The organism is Burkholderia sp. F1 (assembly GCF_050813845.1).
In the GTDB taxonomy this organism is placed as follows: domain Bacteria; phylum Pseudomonadota; class Gammaproteobacteria; order Burkholderiales; family Burkholderiaceae; genus Burkholderia; species Burkholderia ubonensis.
In genome coordinates, this window is record NZ_CP172421.1 from 3073843 (window position 1) to 3092942 (window position 19100).

Sequence of the window (19100 nt, forward strand, 5' to 3'; positions counted from 1 at the left end):
GACGGCGTCAGCGCGAGGAAACGGGCTTGACGGCCGCGGCGGCGCGCTTCGCGCGGTCGCGGGCTTCGTCGATGTCGGCGCCGGTCGCGAGCGCGACGCCCATGCGCCGCTTCGCGAAGCTCTCCGGCTTGCCGAACAGGCGCAGGTCGGCGCCCGGCACCGCCAGCGCGTCGCGCACGCCCTCGAACGCGATGCCGCGCTCGTCGAGCCCGCCGTAGATCACCGCCGATGCTGCGGCCGAGCCGAGCGTCGGATCGACCGGCAGGCCGAGGATCGCGCGCGCGTGCAGCTCGAATTCCGACTGGCGCTGCGACGCGAGCGTGACAAGGCCCGTGTCGTGCGGCCGCGGGCTCACTTCGGAGAACCAGACCTCGTCGCCGCGCACGAACAGCTCGACGCCGAACAGTCCGCGCCCGCCGAGCGCCTCGGTGACCTTGTGCGCGATCTCGCGCGAGCGCGCGAGCGCCGCCGCGGACATCGGCTGCGGCTGCCACGACTCGACGTAGTCGCCCGCGACCTGCACGTGGCCGACCGGCTCGCAGAAATAGGTTCGCGTGTCGCCGCTGGCCGGCTCGATCGCGCGCACCGTGAGCTGCGTGATCTCGTAGTCGAAATCCACGAAGCCTTCGACGATCACGCGCCCGTGATTCACGCGCCCGCCCGCCAGCGCGTACTGCCACGCGGGCTCGACGTCCGCCTCGCTGCGCACGACCGACTGGCCCTTGCCCGACGACGACATCACCGGCTTCACGACGCACGGCATGCCGATCTCCGCGACGGCGCCCCTGAACTCGTCGAACGACTGCGCGAACGCGTACGGCGACGTCGGCAGGCCCAGTTCCTCGGCGGCGAGCCGGCGGATGCCCTCGCGGTTCATCGTGAGCTGGGTCGCGCGCGCGGTCGGGATCACCGTGGCGACACCCGCTGCTTCGATCGCCGCGAGCGCATCGGTCGCGATCGCCTCGATCTCGGGGACGATCAGGTGCGGACGCTCGGCCTCGACGAGCGCGCGCAGCGCGTCGGCGTCGGTCATGTCGATCACGTGCGCGCGGTGCGCGACCTGGTGCCCGGGCGCGCCCGGATAGCGGTCGACTGCGATCACCTCGATGCCGAGCCGCTGCAACGCGATGATGACTTCCTTGCCGAGCTCGCCCGCGCCGAGCAGCATGACGCGCGTGGCCGAGGGTGAAAGCGGCGTACCGAGCCGCTGACCGATCTGCATGTGATTTCCCGCTTCTGGTTGGAGGTCGAAAACGACTGCGATGCTAACACGCGCCTCGGCACCGGTCCGGCCGCGCTCCGGCCGATTTCGCGCCGCCGCGCGCGACGCGCCGGCGGGTCGAGAACGTTTTCGTGCACGCACGGTCGCCTCGCCTGACGCGACGCGAGTGCGTTACTCTTACGCCTTGTTCAGAACCCGATGATGAGGAACGAGGCTCATGTCCCAACCGATCGCAGCCGCACGCACGCGCACCCGCCTGTTTCGCCCGTTGCGCGCGCCGCTCTGCGCTTTGACGCTTGCCACGCTTCTCGCTGCCTGCTCGATGCCGACGCACCCCGACGACGCCGCCGCCGCGCCCGATCCGTTCAATCCCGCCGCCGTCCAGTTGCTCGACGACACGAGCTGGGAGCTCACCGGCTGGCAGAACGCCGACGGCACGCCGCGCACGGTCCCGCACGGCGACAACGGCGAACCGATCAAGCTCGCGCTGTCCGCCGAATCCGGCGTGCGACGCGCGAGCGGCTTTTCCGGCTGCAACCGCTACATGGGCACCTACGACGTGAAGAACGGCGTGCTGAGCTTCGGCCCGCTCGCCGGCACGCGGATGGCCTGCGCCGGCACGCTCGGCGGCCAGCTCGAACGCGCGTATCTCGACGCGCTCGCGCACGTCGCCAAGGCCGGCGTGCAGATGCGCGCGCCGCAGCAGCTGCTGCTCGTGACCGACGGCGGCGCGACGCTGACCTTCACGCGCCGCGGCCCGTAATGCTGCGACCCGCGTGGGAGGCGTCCGGCTGACCGCGTCCCGCCGCGTGATCGCCGCGCACGCGCGTCCCGCGGCGGGCGCGTCTGATCGTCTTTTAAAGTCTTCTGCATCGTCAGCCGGTTAAACTCGGCGGGTCGCGCACCGCGCTCCCTGCTCCACTCCTGTTTCAAAGCATGCACACGGTTGTCCTCGGCTGGTTCGGCGTCTCCGCCGTCTGGTTCATCCCTCTCATCTGGCGCCTCGCGAAAGCGATGCTGCCCGGCAGCGGCGGGCTCGCCGGTCACGGCTCGATCCGGCTCTGGCTCGGCTTCGCGTGCGTATTCGTCGCGAGCTGCACGCTGACGAGCCCGCTGTCCGGCGCCGACGCCAACCTGCTCGGCCATGCGCTGTCGGCCGGCTTCGAGCGCGTGCTCGGCCACATCGGCACGCCGCTCGCGATGGTCGTGCTGTTCCTTGCGGGGCTGCCCTGGCTGACCGGCATCGGCTGGCAGCGCGTCGCCGCGTGGCTCGACACGTCGTTCGGGCTCCGGCTCTCGCGCAACGGCGACGACGATGCGCGCGGCGTCGCCGACCTGCCGCGCAGCGCGCTGCATCGCGACGACGAGCGCCGCGTGCGCCGCGCCGGCGATGTGCAGCCGACCACCGCGCATACCGTCAACTCGATGGCGCCCCGGCAGAACGGCCGGTTTTCCCGCCCGACGCTCTGGAAGCCCGATCCGCAAGCGCGCCCGAAACCGCGCGGCCAGACGGCGCCCCGGCCGCATACCGAGCCGGTTGCGCCCACCGGCTGGCTGAAGCCCGCGCCGACGAGCCGGCCGGCCGCGACGCCCGCGGCGGGCGCTGCAAGCCCCGCCACGGCCGCCGGCACGGTTGGCGCGGCGGCTCCCGCGCGCCCCGCTCCGGCTCCGATCAAGTTCGAACCGGCCCACCCGCGACCGGCACCGGCGACGCCCGCACGTCCTGCCGTGGCGCCCCGGCAGCCGGTCGCGCCGCGCGCAACCGTCGCGCCCCGCCCGACCGGCGCGGCGCCGGCACGGCCGCTGTCGCGCCCGCCCGCCGCGACGACGACCGCCCCGTGCCGCCCGCCGCGCCGCGCCAGCGACCGGCCGCGCCTGCGCGCGCGCCGCTTTACGCATGGACCGAAAAGCCCGCGACGCCGATTACCCCCGCGCCGAGCGTCCACGAGACGCTGCGTTCGATCGAGGCCAGCACCGCTCAATGGGCGTCGCTGGCCAATGCGACGCCGGCTGAAGCCGCACGCGCGGCTGCGCCGCTGGCTGGCGCAGCCGCGGCGGCAAGCGGCGCTGCGTCGATGTGGCCGGCGGCGCCTGCCGGGCCGGTTTCCATGCCGCCCGCCGTGGAGGCGGACGAAACCGCCCGCATTGCCGACGCCCCCGCGGCGGGCATCGGCCACGACGATGCAATCGTGCTGCCTGCGTTCGCGCCGGCCGATGCCACCGTTCCGGAGATCTGGCCTGAAGCGCACACGATCGTGACAGCCGGCGCGGAAGCACCGGCGCCCGAAGCGTCGGTCGACGAAGCGCCGGGCGCAATTGCTGCAGCGACCGATGCCGCTGCCGATACGCCGGTCATTGCGGGCGCCGACGACGCCGTTCAGGATATCGAAGCCGGCTTCGCGACGACTTCCGATACGCGATCCGTGCCGCATACCGATGCCCCGATCGATCTCGCCCCGTGGGAAGACATCGCCGGGATACAAACCGCCACCACGGTGTCTGCCGACGCACCCGCGACCTGGACGCCGCCGCTTGCGCCGCAAGCCGACGCCGCCGCCACGCCGGCCGGGGAAATCGACGCGTACCTTCAGCCGGCCGAGTTGGCCAAGGCCGCGCAGCCGGCAATCGAGGCCGCTCCCGCCGTCCTGCTCGAAACCGCCGCCGTCGCGCACCATGCCGATGCCACCGGGGCCGAACCGTTCGCGACGGTCGGCATGGCGGACGACGTCCCCGAGGTCACGGGGAACGTCGCCGCCAGCCCAGCCGCGGACGTATCGCCGCTGGGCGTTCCGCCGCTCGACGCTGTGGCGTCGGATGCCACCCAAACCACACCGCTCCCGACGTCGGCAACTGTCGAAGCGAGCAACGTGACGCCTGCGTCGGCTGCAAACGTCATCGCACCGTCGATTGCCGAAGCGTCGCGTGCCGAATCCATCGCTGCACCGAATGCCTTCGCATACGTTGCAACGACGCCTGCGACAGAAACGACTACGCCGTCGCACGCGTCCGGCACGACCGAGCAACCGACCAGTGCTCCCGCCTCGGCCGCTCCGTCGCCTGTCGCGACGGATGACGCGTCCGCCATCGAACCGGCCACGCTCGCGGCCACTGCGGCTGCAATGACCACGGGCCCGGACGATACCGATAGCGCGGCGAAGTCCGCGACTGCCGACACGGGTCGCCCCTCTTCCGTCGCGATCGAACCTGCCGTGACGCCGTCGCCGTCGTTCGCTTCACCGGCTGAGGAACCGGCGCCCTCTTCGACGGCCGCGCCCGCTTGGTCAACCGTGACGAATTCGCCCGCCGCAGGTGCAACGGTGCTGTCCGGCGCAACCATGCAGCCGTCCATCGCGAGCGAGTGGACCGTCGTGCCCGCCGTCCCGCCGACGACCGCAGTACCCTCGGCGATTGCCCCGGTCGTTTCGACCGCACCAGTGCTTTCGTCCCCGACGCCAGCCACGCCGTCGCAGTACGGCCTGTCCGCGACATCGGGCACGGCTGCGCCCGCGACGCCTGCGGCGACACCTTCCGCTCAGGCAACCCCGACGGCGACGGTTGCCGCCGCCGCACCCGCAACGATCACCATCCCGGCGCCCGTCGCGGTACCTGCCGTCGCAATCGTCGGCACGTCGACACTCGTGACGCCCGCTGCAGCACCCAACGCCGCTGCCACGACAACCCCGACTCCCGCGCAGCCGGCAGCAACGGCTGCCGCTCCGGCGTCTGTTGCCACGCCTGCAGCTGGAAGCGGCGGCGTGTCGGCACTGACGATGTCCGCGGCGACGACCGCCGCTCCGACGCAGGTCGCGGTGCCCGCCGCGACAATCGCCGCCCCGGCGGTGCCGACGGCAACCACTGCCGCTCCGACAGTTTCTGCTACACCTGCCGCCGCAATCGTCGGCGCGACACTGACGACACCCACTGCGGCGACGGCCGCTCCGACGCACGTTGCAGCGCCTGCCGCCACGGCAATCACCGCGCCTGCAGCGCCGGCGGCAACCGCTGCCGTTCCGATCGCCGCTGCTGCGCCTGCCGCTGCAATCGTCGGTGCGTCAATGCTCGGAGCGCCCACGGCAACGATCGCCGCCCCGACGCCCGATGCCGCCCCTGCCGCGCCGCCCCCGCCGCGGCCGAACGCATTCGAATTCCACGCGCCGGCTACGTTCAGCGTCGAGCTGCCGACGCTCGACCTGCTCGAACCGGCATCGGACGACGTCCAGACGATCTCCGAAGAACACCTCGCCCAGACCGGCCAGGTGATCGAGCAGCGCCTGCAGGAATTCAAGGTGCCGGTGACGGTCGTCGGCGCGTCGGCCGGCCCGGTGATCACGCGCTTCGAGATCGAACCCGCGCTCGGCGTGCGCGGCAGCCAGATCGTGGGCCTGATGAAGGACCTGTCGCGCGGGCTCGGCCTCACGTCGATCCGCGTCGTCGAGACGATCCCCGGCAAGACCTGCATGGGCCTCGAGCTGCCGAACGCGAAACGCCAGATGATCCGCCTGTCGGAAATCCTCGCGTCGCGCCAGTACCAGCATTCGACGTCGCAGCTCACGATCGCGATGGGCAAGGACATCACCGGCCATCCGGTCGTCACCGATCTCGCGAAGGCGCCGCACATGCTCGTCGCGGGCACGACGGGCTCCGGCAAATCGGTCGCGATCAACGCGATGATCCTGTCGCTGCTGTACAAGGCGACGCCCGAGGACGTGCGGCTCATCATGATCGACCCGAAGATGCTCGAGCTGTCGGTCTACGAAGGCATCCCGCACCTGCTCGCGCCGGTCGTCACCGACATGAAGCTCGCCGCGAACGCGCTCACCTGGTGCGTCGGCGAGATGGAGAAGCGCTACCGGCTGATGTCGGCCGTCGGCGTGCGCAACCTCGCCGGCTTCAACCAGAAGATCCGCGACGCCGAGGCGAAGGAAAAGAAGATCGGCAACCCGTTCTCGCTGACGCCGGAAGATCCCGAGCCGCTGTCGACGCTGCCGCTGATCGTCGTCGTGATCGACGAGCTCGCCGACCTGATGATGGTCGCCGGCAAGAAGATCGAGGAGCTGATCGCCCGCCTCGCGCAGAAGGCGCGCGCGGCCGGCATCCACCTGATCCTCGCGACGCAGCGTCCGTCGGTCGACGTGATCACCGGCCTCATCAAGGCGAACATCCCGACCCGGGTCGCGTTCCAGGTGTCGTCGAAGATCGACTCGCGCACGATCCTCGACCAGATGGGCGCCGAGTCGCTGCTCGGCCAGGGCGACATGCTGTTCCTGCCGCCGGGCACCGGCTACCCGCAGCGCGTGCACGGCGCGTTCGTCGCCGACGAGGAAGTGCACCGGATCGTCGAATACCTGAAGCAGTTCGGCGAGCCGCAGTACGAGGAAGGGATTCTCGACGGGCCGACGTCGGAAGGCGCGGCGCAGGACCTGTTCGGCGACGCGCCGGACGCGGAGGCGGACCCGCTGTACGACGAGGCGGTCGCGTTCGTCGTGCGCACGCGCCGCGCGTCGATCTCGTCGGTGCAGCGGCAGCTGCGCATCGGCTACAACCGCGCCGCGCGCCTCGTCGAGCAGATGGAAGCGGCAGGGCTCGTGTCGCCGATGGGCATCAACGGCAGCCGCGAGGTGCTGGTGCCGGCCGCCGCGGAGTAAGCGAGGCGCTCCGCCACCCGCACAAACACGAAGGGCGCTGCATCGGCAGCGCCCTTCGTGCATCTACGGCGCAAAGCGTCTTACAGCACCGGAACGAGCTTGAAGTCGACCGGCTTGCCGACCGCGACCTTCTGCGGGTTCGCGTCGAGCTTGCCGGTTTCGGCGTCGCGCCGGAACACGTAGAACGTGTCGCTGTCCTGGTTGCCGACGATCAGCCACTTGCCGGTCGGATCGATCACGAACTCGCGCGGCGTCCTGCCGAGGCTCGACTGCCGGCCGACCGTCGTCAGGCGGCCGTCGGCCGGGTTCACCGCGTAGATGACGATCTCGTTCGCGTCGCCGCGATTGCTCGCGTACAGGAAGCGGCCGTCCGGCGACAGGTGGATCGCCGCGCCGCCGACCTTGCCCTTGAAGCCGGGCGCGGCCATCGGCACGGTCTGGACCGGCGTCAGCTTGCCGTCCTGGTAGCCGAACACCTCGACCGCGGCATTCAGCTCGCTCGTCACGTACGCGTAGCGGCCGTTCGCGCCGAACACCATGTGGCGCGGGCCCGAGCCCGCCTTCACGGGCGTGTAGCGCGTGTCGGTCGGGCTGATCAGGCCGCGGCTGCCGTCGACCGTGTAGCGATAGCCGAAGATCTTGTCCGCGCCGAGATCCTGCACGAACAGATAGCGGCCGTCCGGCGAGAACACCGTCGAATGCACGTGCGCGCCGTCCTGGCGCCCCTTCACGGGCCCGGTGCCTTCGTGATGCACGGTCAGCGCGGCCTGGCCCACCGCGCCGTCCTCGCGCAGCGGAAACACCGCGAAGCTGCCGCCCGGGTTGGCGGCGACCGAGTAGTTCGCGGTCACGAGGTACTTGCCGTCCGGCGACAGGCTCAGGTAGCAGGGATCGTTCCCTTCCGCCGACACGCGGTCGATGAACGTCAGCGCGCCGGTCTTCGCGTCGAAGCGGAACGCGCTGATGCCGCCGCGCTGGCCGGCCGGACCGTTGTCGCCGGGCAGCTCGTTGACCGCGTACACGGTGCGGCCGTCGCGGCTCGGCAACAGGTACGACGGATTGACGGTCTTCGTCGACGACACCGGCGCGACGCTGCCCGTCTTCGTGTCGAAGCGGTACACGTAGATCCCGTCGCTGCCGCCGTCCGTGTAGGTGCCGACCAGCAGGTTGTAGACGCCGTCCGCGGGCGCCGTCGCGGGCTGTTGCGCGAACGCGTGGGTCGCGGACAAGGAAAGCACGATCGCGAAACCTTTCATCCAGTGAGCGAGCCTGAGCGGAAACCCTCGGGTCGAAGCGCGCGCGTCACGTGCGCTTAAACGAGGGCATGAGCGGTTGGGCATTGAATCCTCCTTGCATCGAGCCGCTTCAAGTGTTGATATGTGACGAAACGCCGGCCGTTGCGCGCTCCGCCGCCCGGTCGAGTATACGGGGCGCGAAGCCGGGACGTGAAGCCCGGCTGCCGCCGTCCGGATAGTGAACGCGTAACAAGGATCGCCGCCCATGCCCGCCCTGATCGAAGACTACGCCCTCGTCGGCGACGGCCACACGGCCGCGCTGATCGCGAAAGACGGCTCCGTCGACTGGCTGTGCTGGCCCCGCTTCGATTCGGGCGCCTGTTTCGCGGCCCTCGTCGGCACCCCCGAGCACGGCCGCTGGCTGCTCGCGCCGGCAGCCGACGCCGCGATCACGCACACGACGCGCCGCTATCGCGGCGACACGCTGATACTCGAAACCGATTACGAGAGCGCCGACGGCGCCGTCACCGTGATCGATTTCATGCCGCCCGGCAACGGCTGGTCGGAGCTGGTGCGGATCGTCGTCGGCCGGCACGGCGCGATGAAGATGCGCATGGAGCTCGTGTTGCGCTTCGACTACGGCTTCTCGATCCCGTGGGTCACGCAGCTGTCGCGCGAGGACGGCGTGAAGGCGATCGCGGGACCCGACACCGTCGTGCTGCGCACGAGCGTGCCGCTCACCGGCAAGAACCTGCACACGCTCGCCGAATTCACGGTGAGCGCCGACGAACGCGTGCCGTTCTCGCTCGGCTACGCGCCGTCGCACCTGCGGCTGCCGCCCGCGCGCGACCCGCTGTCGATGCTCGCGCGCACCGAGAACTACTGGCTCGAATGGTCGGGGCGCTGCCAGGTGCACGGCCGCTACGAGGCCGCGGTGCGCCGCTCGCTGATCACGCTGAAGGCGCTCGCGTACGAGCCGACGGGCGGCATCGTCGCGGCGCCGACCACGTCGCTGCCCGAGAAGATCGGCGGCAACCGCAACTGGGACTACCGCTTCTGCTGGCTGCGCGACGCGACGATCACGCTGCTCGCGCTGATGCGCGGCGGCCACTACGACGAGGCGCGCGCGTGGCGCTCGTGGCTTGGCCGCGTGATGGCCGGCTCGCCCGAGCAGATCCAGATCATGTACGGGATCGCGGGCGAGCGCCGGCTGCCGGAAATGGAGCTCGACTGGCTGCCCGGATACCAGGATTCGAAACCCGTGCGGGTCGGCAACGGTGCCGCGAACCAGTTGCAGCTCGACGTATTCGGCGAAGTGATGGCGGCGCTGCACCTCGCGCGCGTGGGCGGCCTGCAGGCCGACGACACCGTATGGTCGGTGCAGTGCACGCTGCTCGACCATCTCGAGAAAATCTGGCGGCAGCCCGACGAAGGCATCTGGGAAACGCGCGGCGGCCGCCGCCACTTCACGTTCTCGAAGGTGATGGCATGGGTCGCGTTCGACCGCGCGATCAAGTCTGCGGAAATGTTCCGCCTGCCCGGCGCGCTCGAGCGCTGGCGCGACCTGCGCGACCAGATCCACGCGGACGTCTGCGCGAATGCGTGGCATGCGGACAAGCAGGCATTCACGCAGAGCTACGGCAGCGACGAGCTCGACGCGAGCGTGCTGCTGCTGCCGCAGCTCGGCTTCCTGCCGCCGGACGACCCGCGCGTCGTCGGCACCGTCGACGCGATCGAGCGCGAATTGCTGCACGACGGCCTCGTGCTGCGCTACCGCACGAGCGAATACGACGACGGCCTGCCGCCCGGCGAAGGCACGTTTCTCGCGTGCAGTTTCTGGCTCGTCGACGCGTACGCGCTGCTCGGCCGGATCGACGAAGCGCATCGCCTGTTCAGCCGGCTGCTGTCGCTGTCGAACGACCTCGGGCTGCTCGCCGAGGAGTACGATCCGGTCGCGGGCCGCCTCGTCGGCAACTTCCCGCAGGCGTTCTCGCACGTTGCGCTCGTGCATACGGCGATGAACCTGATGCACCATGAGGAGGCAATGGCGCGCGCGGCCGGCCAGCCCGAGCCGGCGGTCGCCGCAGGGCGTTGAACGCAGGCCGCGGCGGCTGTTTCAGGGAACGTCAAATCGCAACAAATTCATGAAAAATCAGGGAAATGTTGCATTGCACCACCCCACGTTGTCCGATATGATCGACGGCGATTGACCGGCCGCAGTGCAACCTGGCCGATCGCTGACCCACACGGCGCGCCGCGATGCATGACGCCGCACTCGCGCACCGTCCCCCAAGCGGGAGTTGTCTGCATGCTTTACCAATTGCATGAATTCCAGCGGGCGATGCTGAGCCCGCTCACGGCCTGGGCCCAGGCCGCGTCGAAATCGTTCGCCAATCCGTCCAGCCCGCTCTCGCTGATGCCCGGCGCGACGCGGATGGCCGCCGCGTACGAATTGCTGTATCGGCTCGGCAAGGACTACGAGAAGCCCGAATTCAACCTCCATCAGATCGTCAAGGACGGCCACAACATCCCGATCGTCGAGCAGACGATCGTCGAGAAGCCGTTCTGCCGCCTGCTGCGCTTCAAGCGCTACTCGGACGACGCGGGCGCGGTCACCCAGTTGAAGGACGAGCCGGTCGTGCTGGTCTGCGCGCCGCTGTCCGGCCACCACTCGACGCTGCTGCGCGACACCGTGCGCACGCTGCTGCAGGATCACAAGGTCTACATCACCGACTGGATCGACGCGCGGATGGTGCCGGTCGAGACCGGCCCGTTCCGCCTGGACGACTACGTCGCGTACATCCAGGAGTTCATCCGCCACATCGGCGCGCGCAACCTGCACGTGATCTCGGTGTGCCAGCCGACGGTGCCGGTGCTCGCGGCGATCTCGCTGATGGCGAGCCGCGGCGAGGACACGCCGCTCACGATGACGATGATGGGCGGGCCGATCGACGCGCGCCTCAGCCCGACGTCGGTGAACTCGCTGGCGACGCAGCACTCGATCTCCTGGTTCGAGAACAACGTGATTCACACGGTGCCCGCGAACTATCCGGGCGAAGGCCGCCACGTGTATCCGGGCTTCCTGCAGCACGCGGGCTTCGTCGCGATGAATCCGGAGCGGCACGCGGCATCGCACTGGGACTTCTACCAGAGCCTGCTGCGCGGCGACGAAGACGACGCGGAAGCGCATCGCAACTTCTACGACGAATACAACGCGGTGCTCGACATGGCCGCCGAGTATTACCTCGAGACGATCCGCATCGTGTTCCAGGAGTTCCGCCTTGCCGAAGGCACGTGGGAGATCGACGGCGAACTCGTGCGCCCGCAGGACATCCGGCACACCGCGCTGATGACGATCGAGGGCGAGCTCGACGACATCTCCGGCAGCGGCCAGACCCACGTCGCGCACGAGCTGTGCACCGGCATCCCGCCGGACCAGCGCCGCAACCTGACCGCGGAAAAGTGCGGGCACTACGGGATCTTCTCGGGCCGACGCTGGCGCACGATCATTTACCCGCAGTTGCGCGACTTCATCCGCGAACACGCGCCGGAGCCGAAGCACGGCGCCACGAAGGATCGCCCGGATGCGCAACCGGCCGCGCCGCTCGCCGCCGTACCGGCCGCGAATGCGCCGGCCGGGTCCGCGAAGACCGCCGCCGCGAAACGCGCGCGCGCGAAGACGTCCGATGCGGCCGCCCCGGCGAAAGCCCCCGCCGCGAAGCGCATCGGCGCGCGCGCGAAGCCCGCCCGCACCCGCAAGGCGGCCTGACGCCGGCGCGCCAGACGAAAAACGCCGCCGTGCGCTGGCACGGCGGCGTTTTTTTATCCGGCGGCCGAAAGCCGTTCGTCAGCGCCGCAGCAGATAGGCGAGCAGCAGCTCGGTGTTCATCCTGACCATCTCGTCGCGCTCGTCGGGCGTGCTGAAGTCGCGGCCGAGCGTCGCGGCGAGCGTGAAGCGGTTCGACACGATGTAGTAGCCGAGCCCCGACAGGGTCACGTAGAAGCGCAGCGGATCGACGTCGCTGCGGAACAGTCCGGCCTTCTGGCCGCGCATCAGCACGTTGCCGAGCATCGTGACGATCGGCGAGATCATTTCGCGGATCCGCGTCGACTTGTGCAGATAGCGGGCTTCGTGCAGGTTTTCGTTGTTGATCAGCCGCAGCAGTTCGGGATGGTCGCGGTAGTAGTCCCACACGAAGTGCGCGAGCCGCGTGACCGCCTCGACCGGCGCGACGCCGTCCAGGTCGAGCACGCGTTCGGCGTCGGTCAGCGCGGAAAACGCATGCTCGAGCACGGCAGTAAACAGCTGCTCCTTGCTGCCGAAGTAGTAATAGAGCATGCGCTCGTTGGTTTCCGCCCGCCGCGCGATCTGGTCGACGCGCGCGCCGAACAGGCCCCCACTCGCGAATTCCTCGGCCGCCGCCATCAGGATGCGACGGCGGGTGCCTTCAGGATCTCTTTTGATTTTTGGCTGATTCATGGTGGCGTTTTGCTATGTGAGCCGCGTGATCCGGATCAGTCGCCCCACCTTGTCGGCACCGGCGACACTGGAACAAGCACGCCTTGCGGCGTCCCCCCTGCTGCGCCCCTGCAAAAATGCGCTTCGATTATGCGCACAGACTGCGTCAAGCGCAATGCGGGAAATCGGCGATAATCGTGCTTTGGCAAACCTTGCCGGCCGCACCCGCCGTGGCCGGCAGACATTCGGCGCACCGGCGCCCGCTGTCCCCGTGACCGACTCCAAGACACTCGCGGATCGCATCGAAGATCTGCTGCCCCAGACCCAATGCACGAAGTGCGGCTATGACGGCTGCCGCCCGTACGCCGAGGCCATCGCCGCCGGCGACGCGAACTACAACCAGTGCCCGCCGGGCGGCGCCGAAGGCGTCGCGCGCCTCGCCCGCCTGCTCGGCAAGCCCGTGATTCCGCTGAATCCGGTCAACGGCGACGAGCGCGCGCGCCCCGTCGCGGTGATCGACGAAAACCTCTGCATCGGCTGCACGCTCTGCATGCAGGCCTGCCCGGTCGATGCAATCGCCGGCGCGCCCAAGCAGATGCACACGGTGATCGCGTCGCTCTGCACGGGCTGCGACCTGTGCGTGCCGCCCTGCCCGGTCGACTGCATCGCGATGGTGCCCGTCACCGGCGAGCACACCGGCTGGGATGCATGGACGCAGGCGCAGGCCGACGCCGCGCGCGAACGTCACGACCGCCGGCTCGCGCGCCAGCGCCGCGAGCGCGAGGCCGCCGAAGCGCGCGCGGCCGCGCGCCGCTCGGCGAGCGCTACCGCCCCGGCTGCGCCGGCCGCGACGCAGCCCGCGGCGGCCGACGCGGCCACGGACGCCGACGCGAAGAAACGCGCGATCATCGCGGCCGCGCTCGAACGCGCGCGCAAGAAGAAGGACGAGCTGGCCGCGCAAGGCAGCGCGCCGATGAACACCGAAGGCGTGAGCCCCGCGGTCCAGGCCCAGATCGATGCGGCCGAAGCGCGCCGCAAGCGGCTCGCCGAGCAGCAGGCGCAGGAGGCCCGGGAAGGCGACGAAGGCTCGACCGAACCGGAAGACGGCCCGTCCGCGCCGCCCGACCAGAAACCACAATGAACGCCAGCAAACGACGCGCGATCTTCGAAACGCTGCAGAGCCTCAATCCGCATCCGACCACCGAGCTCGAATACTCGACGCCGTTCGAACTGCTGATCGCCGTGATGCTGTCCGCGCAGGCGACCGACGTGTCGGTCAACAAGGCGATGCGCAAGATGTTCCCGGTCGCGAACACGCCGCGACAAATTGTCGCGCTCGGCGAGGAAGGCGTCACCGGGTACATCAAGACGATCGGGCTATACCGGACCAAGGCGAAGAACGTGGTCGCCGCGTGCCGGATCCTGCTCGAGCAATACGGCGGCGAAGTGCCGGCCGATCGCGAGGCGCTCGAGAGCCTGCCGGGCGTCGGCCGCAAGACCGCCAACGTCGTGCTCAACACCGCGTTCGGCCATCCGACGATCGCGGTCGACACGCACATCTTCCGCGTCGCGAACCGCACCGGCCTCGCGCCCGGCAAGGACGTGCGGGCCGTCGAGGCCGCGCTCGAGAAATTCACGCCGAAGGAATTCCTGCAGGACGCGCATCACTGGCTGATCCTGCACGGCCGCTACGTGTGCAAGGCGCGCAAGCCCGAATGCTGGCACTGCGCGATCGAGCCGCTGTGCGAGTACCGGCCGAAGACCCCGCCGCCCACTGAATGAACCGCCGCGCGCAGCCGCGGCCCCGGGTCCACGCGACCCGCCCCGATCAGGCGTTGGAGGTCGCTGTCGCATCATCGGCGGCGGCGCCACCCGCCCGCACGAGCGCCAGCACCGCCGCGAGAATCGCGACGCCGCCCGCCCACTGCATCGGCGACAACGCCTCGCCGAACAGCAGCGCCGCGAGCGCGACGGTCACGACCGGCTCCAGTGTCGACAGCATCGACGTGCGCGCCGCGCCGAGCCGCTCGAGCCCCGCGAAGAACGCGATCATCGCGGCGACCGTCGACACGAGCGCGATCGCCAGCATCGCCGCCCAGCCGCCCGCCGTCGCGGGCCAGTGCGGCGGCGCGCCGAGCGCCACGCCGCGCACGACGGCGATCAGCACGAGCGTCGCGGTCGCCGACACGCAGATGACGGCGGTCGTCGCGAGCGGATCGATGCCGCGCGTCGCCCTGGTGCCCGCAACGATATACAGCGAATAGATCACCCCGGAGGCGAGCGCCAGCGCGATGCCGAGGGGCTCCCCGTGACCGCCGCCGACCATCAGCGCCGAGCCCGCGACGCACAGCACGAGCGCGACGACCTTGGCGCGCGTGAGCCGCTCGCCGAGCCACCATGCGGCCAGCAGCGTGACGAACGCCGGATACAGGTACAGCAGCAGCGCGACGAGGCTCGCCTGCGCGTGCTGCAACGCGCTGAAATAGCAGAACGACTGACCGACGTAGCCCAACGCACCCATTGCGACGAGCGGCGCGAGCGCGCGGCCGCGAGGCCACACGATGCCGCGGCGTATCCCGATCGCGGCAAGCACCGCGCCGCCGATTGCGAAGCGCACGATCAGGAGCCCGAGCACGTCGACGCCGCCCGCATACGCATAACGGCCGAAGATCGCCATCGCGCCGAACGCGGCGGCGGACAAGGCGACATAGAGCGCGCCCTGCAGCGCGGCGGATGGTGGACGGGCGGAGGACATGACGACGGAATGCGGACGAAAGACCGAAATCGTCAGAGTGTATCGGCGGCGCGGCGCGCCGCCCAGCCCGCGCTTACCCGCAAGCCGGGCGGGGCCCGCACGCCCGCCCCGCTTCCAGTCGCACCCGCCGCCAGCACCGCTCGCCGACCCGGCGTACAATGCGCGACGCGGCATCACGCCGATGCGAATCACGACGTTCCCCACCATGTTCAATCCGAGTCGCGACGAAGTGCGTCGCTTTTTCATCGACACCTGGCGCAAGCAGCGCGCCGGTGAAATCCTCACGCCGCTCGAAGCGATCGCGGCCGACTGGATCGTCGAACACCCCGAATACCACGACGACCTCGCGGACGCCGACGGCGCCGCCGAGCGCAACTACACGCCCGAGGAAGGCCGCACGAATCCGTTCCTGCACCTGTCGATGCATCTCGCGATCAGCGAGCAGCTGTCGATCGACCAGCCGCCCGGGATTCGCGCCGCGCACGACAAGCTCGCGGCGAAGCTCGACTCGACGCACGACGCGCAGCACGCGATCATGGAGTGCCTCGGCGAGACGATCTGGGAAGCGCAGCGCACGAACACGCCGCCCGATTCCGACGCGTACCTGCAGCGCATCCTGCGCCGCGCGTCGCGCGACTGAGCCCGCCGGACGCGGACCGAAACGCGGGCAAAAAAAATACCCCGCCTCGGCGGGGTATCTTCTGCGGCACGGGCCCGACCGGGCCGGCGCTTACTTCTTGAACACCAGGTCGCCCTTCAGCGACTCGATGTAGGCCGCGATGTCCTTCATGTCGCTGACCGACAGGTTCTGCACCTGCGCCTGCATGATCGCGTTGTTGCGGCCGAGCAGCGGGTTCGAGAGGCCCATCTGGTACTGGCGCATCGCCCAGACAAGGTAGTCGGCGTGCTGGCCGGCGAGACGCGGATACTCCGCGTTGATCGGCTGGTTCATCTTCGCGCCGTGGCAGGCTGCGCAGTTGTGCGATTCGACCAGGTCCTTGCCCTTCGACAGGTCGGCCGCGTGCGCGCTGCCGATCGCGAGGCCGGCCGCGAACGCGATCGCCGCCGCCGTCTTGAATGCGTTGTTCATGAATGCTCCTATCCCGCGTATGAGGTCAGCAAGCGCGCGCTTACTTGTAGGGATTGTCCTTCGAGTCGGGTTTCTGCGCGGCATAGTAGGCCGCCAGATCGGCGATGTCCTGGTCCGTCAGCGAACCGGCGATCGCGTTCATCGACGGGAAACGGCGGTCCTTCTTGCGGTAGGCCTGCAGCGCGTTCGCGAGGTATTGCTCGTTCTGGCCGCCGAGAACCGGTACCCGGTAGACCTCCGGGTAGGCGGTGCGGTAATCCTGGATGCCGTGACAGCCGATGCACATGGCGGCCTTGCTTGCCCCGTCCTTCGGGTTGCCGACCACACCGGCCGCCTGCGCGCTGCCCGCGAGCGCCACGAGCGCTGCGACAACAACGTGTTTGCCGACGAATTTGTTCATAGCTCTTGTAACCTAGCTTGAGGGGAAACTGGCGCCGAAGCGGCAACGGCCCGCGCCGTTTTGCTTATCGGGTCGCCACGCAGGCCAAAAAAACGGCCAGATTGTACCGCGTCGGCGGGGAACGCGTCCATACGGCCTCCCGGCCCGTCCCGCCGCAGCCCCGCAACGATACGCGGGCACGGTCCGACCGGACAGCCCTTCTGACTTATACTGGGTTTTTTTCCCGACAAAGAAGAGCGCCGCCATGCGTTTCGAAGGGTCCTCGCACTACGTCGCCACCGACGATCTGAAGCTCGCGGTCAACGCCGCACTGACGCTGCAACGCCCGCTGCTGATCAAGGGCGAGCCCGGCACCGGCAAGACCATGCTCGCCGAGGAAGTCGCCGCGGCGCTCGACATGCCGCTGCTGCAGTGGCACATCAAGTCGACCACGAAGGCGCAGCAGGGCCTGTACGAATACGACGCCGTCTCGCGGCTGCGCGACTCGCAGCTCGGCGACGAGCGCGTGAAGGACATCGCGAACTACATCGTCAAGGGCGTGCTGTGGCAGGCGTTCGATGCCGAGCACCCGAGCGTGCTGCTGATCGACGAGATCGACAAGGCCGACATCGAATTCCCGAACGACCTGCTGCGCGAGCTCGACCGGATGGAGTTCCACGTGTACGAGACGCGCGAGACCGTGCGCGCGAAGCACCGTCCGCTCGTCATCATCACGTCGAACAACGAGAAGGAGCTGCCCGACGCGTTCCTGCGCCGCTGCTTCTTCCACTACATCCAGTTCCCCGACGCGTCGACGATGCAGAAGATCGTCGCGGTCCACTACCCGAACATCCGCGAGGAGCTGCTGCATGCCGCGCTCGAGAGCTTCTTCGAGCTGCGCGGCGTGTCGGGCCTGAAGAAGAAGCCGTCGACGTCCGAGCTGCTCGACTGGCTGAAGCTGCTGCTCGCCGAGAACATCCCGCCGGACGCGCTGCGCGGCCCCGATCGCAAGCAGATCGTGCCGCCGCTCGCCGGCGCGCTCCTGAAGAACGAGCAGGACCTGAGCCTGTTCGAGCGGCTCGTCTACATGAACCGGCACAACCGGTAAGCCCCCAACCCGCGAAGGCCCGGCCATGTTGCTCAATTTCTTCTACGCGCTGCGCGCAGCGAAGCTGCCCGTCTCGGTGAAGGAATACCTGACGCTGCTCGAATCGCTGAAGGCCGGACTCATCGCGCCGTCGATCGACGCGTTCTATTACCTCGCGCGCATGACGCTCGTGAAGGACGAGCAGTACTTCGACAAGTTCGACCAGGCGTTCGGCGCGTACTTCCACGGCGTGTCCGCGCTGCCGTCCGACGCGTTCGACATCCCGCTCGACTGGCTCGAGAAGCGCCTCGAGCGCGAACTGTCGCCCGACGAGAAGGCGCAGATCGAAGCGATGGGCGGGCTCGACAAGCTGATGGAGCGCCTGAAGCAGTTGCTCGACGAGCAGAAGGAGCGGCACGAAGGCGGCAACAAGTGGATCGGCACCGGCGGCACGTCGCCGTTCGGTCACGGCGGCTACAACCCGGAAGGCGTGCGCATCGGCGGACCGTCGAACGGCAACCGCACCGCCGTCAAGGTGTGGGAAGCGCGCGCGTTCCGCGACTACGACGATTCGGTCGAGATCGGCACGCGCAACATCAAGGTCGCGCTGCGGCGGCTGCGCCGCTTCGCGCGCGACGGCGCGGCCGAGGAGCTCGACCTGCCCGGCACGATCCGCAGCACCGCGGCGAACGCGGGCTGGCTCGACCTGCGGATGGTGCCCGAGCGCCACAACAACGTGAAGGTGCTGATGCTGCTCGACGTCGGCGGCTCGATGGACGATCACATCAAGCGCACCGAAGAGCTGTTCTCCGCCGCGAAGGCGGAATTCAAGCACCTCGAGTTCTACTACTTCCACAACTGCGTGTACGACCACCTGTGGAAGCACAACCGGCGGCGCCACGCGGAACGCACCGCGACGTGGGACGTGCTGCACAAGTTCACGCCCGACTACAAGCTGATCTTCGTCGGCGACGCGACGATGAGCCCGTACGAAGTGCTGCAGCCCGGCGGCTCGGTCGAATACAACAACCCCGAGGCCGGCTCGGTGTGGCTGCGACGGCTCGCCGACCAGTTCCCGCACCATGCGTGGCTGAACCCCGAGCCCGAGCGGCTATGGGAATACCGGCAATCGGTCGCGATCATCCGCGACCTGCTCGGCCAGCGCATGTATCCACTCACGCTCGCGGGGCTCGAAACCGCGATGCGCGCACTCAGCAAGTAACGGCGG

The 19100-nt window shown here is 69.3% G+C and carries 14 protein-coding genes and 1 pseudogene; 9 read left to right on the forward strand and 6 right to left on the reverse strand.

The genetic code is table 11. The annotated features are described in order from the left end of the window. Positions 1 to 7: 7 nt before the first annotated feature. Complete coding sequence (gene purT, locus ACFIMZ_RS14455; RefSeq protein ID WP_431820105.1) at positions 8 to 1222, reverse strand: formate-dependent phosphoribosylglycinamide formyltransferase; 1215 nt, start codon at positions 1220 to 1222, stop codon at positions 8 to 10. Positions 1223 to 1439: 217 nt separating this feature from the next. On the opposite strand from purT, the gene ACFIMZ_RS14460 reads away from it, so the two are divergent. Next, positions 1440 to 1985: an META domain-containing protein gene (locus ACFIMZ_RS14460; protein WP_431820106.1), complete on the forward strand. Its 546-nt coding sequence runs from the start codon at positions 1440 to 1442 to the stop codon at positions 1983 to 1985. 173 nt (positions 1986 to 2158) lie between these two features. Then, a pseudogene (locus ACFIMZ_RS14465) lies at positions 2159 to 6867 on the forward strand (DNA translocase FtsK). Positions 6868 to 6947: 80 nt separating this feature from the next. Here the strand turns inward: ACFIMZ_RS14465 and ACFIMZ_RS14470 are convergent. After that, positions 6948 to 8123 carry a lactonase family protein gene (locus tag ACFIMZ_RS14470; protein ID WP_431820107.1) on the reverse strand — a complete coding sequence of 392 codons (1176 nt, stop codon included), beginning with the start codon at positions 8121 to 8123 and terminating at the stop codon, positions 6948 to 6950. A gap of 244 nt (positions 8124 to 8367) precedes the next feature. Between ACFIMZ_RS14470 and ACFIMZ_RS14475 the strand changes: the two genes are divergently transcribed. Beyond that, positions 8368 to 10197 (forward strand): glycoside hydrolase family 15 protein, encoded by a 1830-nt coding sequence (locus ACFIMZ_RS14475; protein WP_431820108.1) that lies wholly within the window; start codon positions 8368 to 8370, stop codon positions 10195 to 10197. Between the two features lie 213 nt (positions 10198 to 10410). Beyond that, on the forward strand, positions 10411 to 11871 hold the full coding sequence (locus ACFIMZ_RS14480; RefSeq protein ID WP_431820109.1) for a polyhydroxyalkanoate depolymerase: 1461 nt from the start codon (positions 10411 to 10413) through the stop codon (positions 11869 to 11871). A 78-nt stretch (positions 11872 to 11949) separates the two neighbouring features. Here the strand turns inward: ACFIMZ_RS14480 and ACFIMZ_RS14485 are convergent, their stop codons facing one another. Next, positions 11950 to 12582, reverse strand: coding sequence for a TetR family transcriptional regulator (locus ACFIMZ_RS14485; RefSeq protein WP_059612959.1), 633 nt, complete (start codon positions 12580 to 12582; stop codon positions 11950 to 11952). Between the two features lie 154 nt (positions 12583 to 12736). Here ACFIMZ_RS14485 and rsxB point away from each other — a divergent pair, with 154 nt between their 5' ends. Together rsxB and nth are read left to right on the forward strand one after the other, a co-directional pair. Then, on the forward strand, positions 12737 to 13702 hold the full coding sequence (gene rsxB / locus ACFIMZ_RS14490; protein ID WP_431822500.1) for an electron transport complex subunit RsxB: 966 nt from the start codon (positions 12737 to 12739) through the stop codon (positions 13700 to 13702). Beyond that, the gene (gene nth, locus ACFIMZ_RS14495) at positions 13699 to 14343 is read left to right on the forward strand and encodes an endonuclease III (RefSeq protein WP_431820110.1); all 645 of its coding nucleotides are present in this window, start codon (positions 13699 to 13701) and stop codon (positions 14341 to 14343) included. Before rsxB ends, nth begins: the two co-directional genes overlap by 4 nt. 46 nt (positions 14344 to 14389) lie before the next feature. Here nth and ACFIMZ_RS14500 read toward each other — a convergent pair whose 3' ends face one another. Then, positions 14390 to 15316 (reverse strand): DMT family transporter, encoded by a 927-nt coding sequence (locus ACFIMZ_RS14500; protein WP_431820111.1) that lies wholly within the window; start codon positions 15314 to 15316, stop codon positions 14390 to 14392. A 205-nt stretch (positions 15317 to 15521) separates the two neighbouring features. Here ACFIMZ_RS14500 and ACFIMZ_RS14505 point away from each other — a divergent pair, with 205 nt between their 5' ends. Next, a complete protein-coding gene (locus tag ACFIMZ_RS14505; RefSeq protein WP_431820112.1) occupies positions 15522 to 15956 on the forward strand; it encodes a DUF1841 family protein in 435 nt (144 codons plus the stop codon). Positions 15957 to 16046: 90 nt separating this feature from the next. Here ACFIMZ_RS14505 and ACFIMZ_RS14510 read toward each other — a convergent pair whose 3' ends face one another. Both ACFIMZ_RS14510 and ACFIMZ_RS14515 read right to left on the reverse strand, forming a co-directional pair. Next, positions 16047 to 16406: a c-type cytochrome gene (locus tag ACFIMZ_RS14510; protein ID WP_084904731.1), complete on the reverse strand. Its 360-nt coding sequence runs from the start codon at positions 16404 to 16406 to the stop codon at positions 16047 to 16049. 40 nt (positions 16407 to 16446) lie between these two features. Continuing rightward, a complete protein-coding gene (locus ACFIMZ_RS14515; protein WP_010091098.1) occupies positions 16447 to 16806 on the reverse strand; it encodes a c-type cytochrome in 360 nt (119 codons plus the stop codon). A 244-nt stretch (positions 16807 to 17050) separates the two neighbouring features. Between ACFIMZ_RS14515 and ACFIMZ_RS14520 the strand changes: the two genes are divergently transcribed. Beyond that, positions 17051 to 17893, forward strand: a complete 843-nt coding sequence (locus tag ACFIMZ_RS14520; RefSeq protein WP_431820113.1) for an AAA family ATPase — start codon at positions 17051 to 17053, stop codon at positions 17891 to 17893. Positions 17894 to 17918: 25 nt separating this feature from the next. After that, positions 17919 to 19094, forward strand: coding sequence for a vWA domain-containing protein (locus ACFIMZ_RS14525; protein ID WP_431820114.1), 1176 nt, complete (start codon positions 17919 to 17921; stop codon positions 19092 to 19094). Positions 19095 to 19100: the final 6 nt, after the last annotated feature.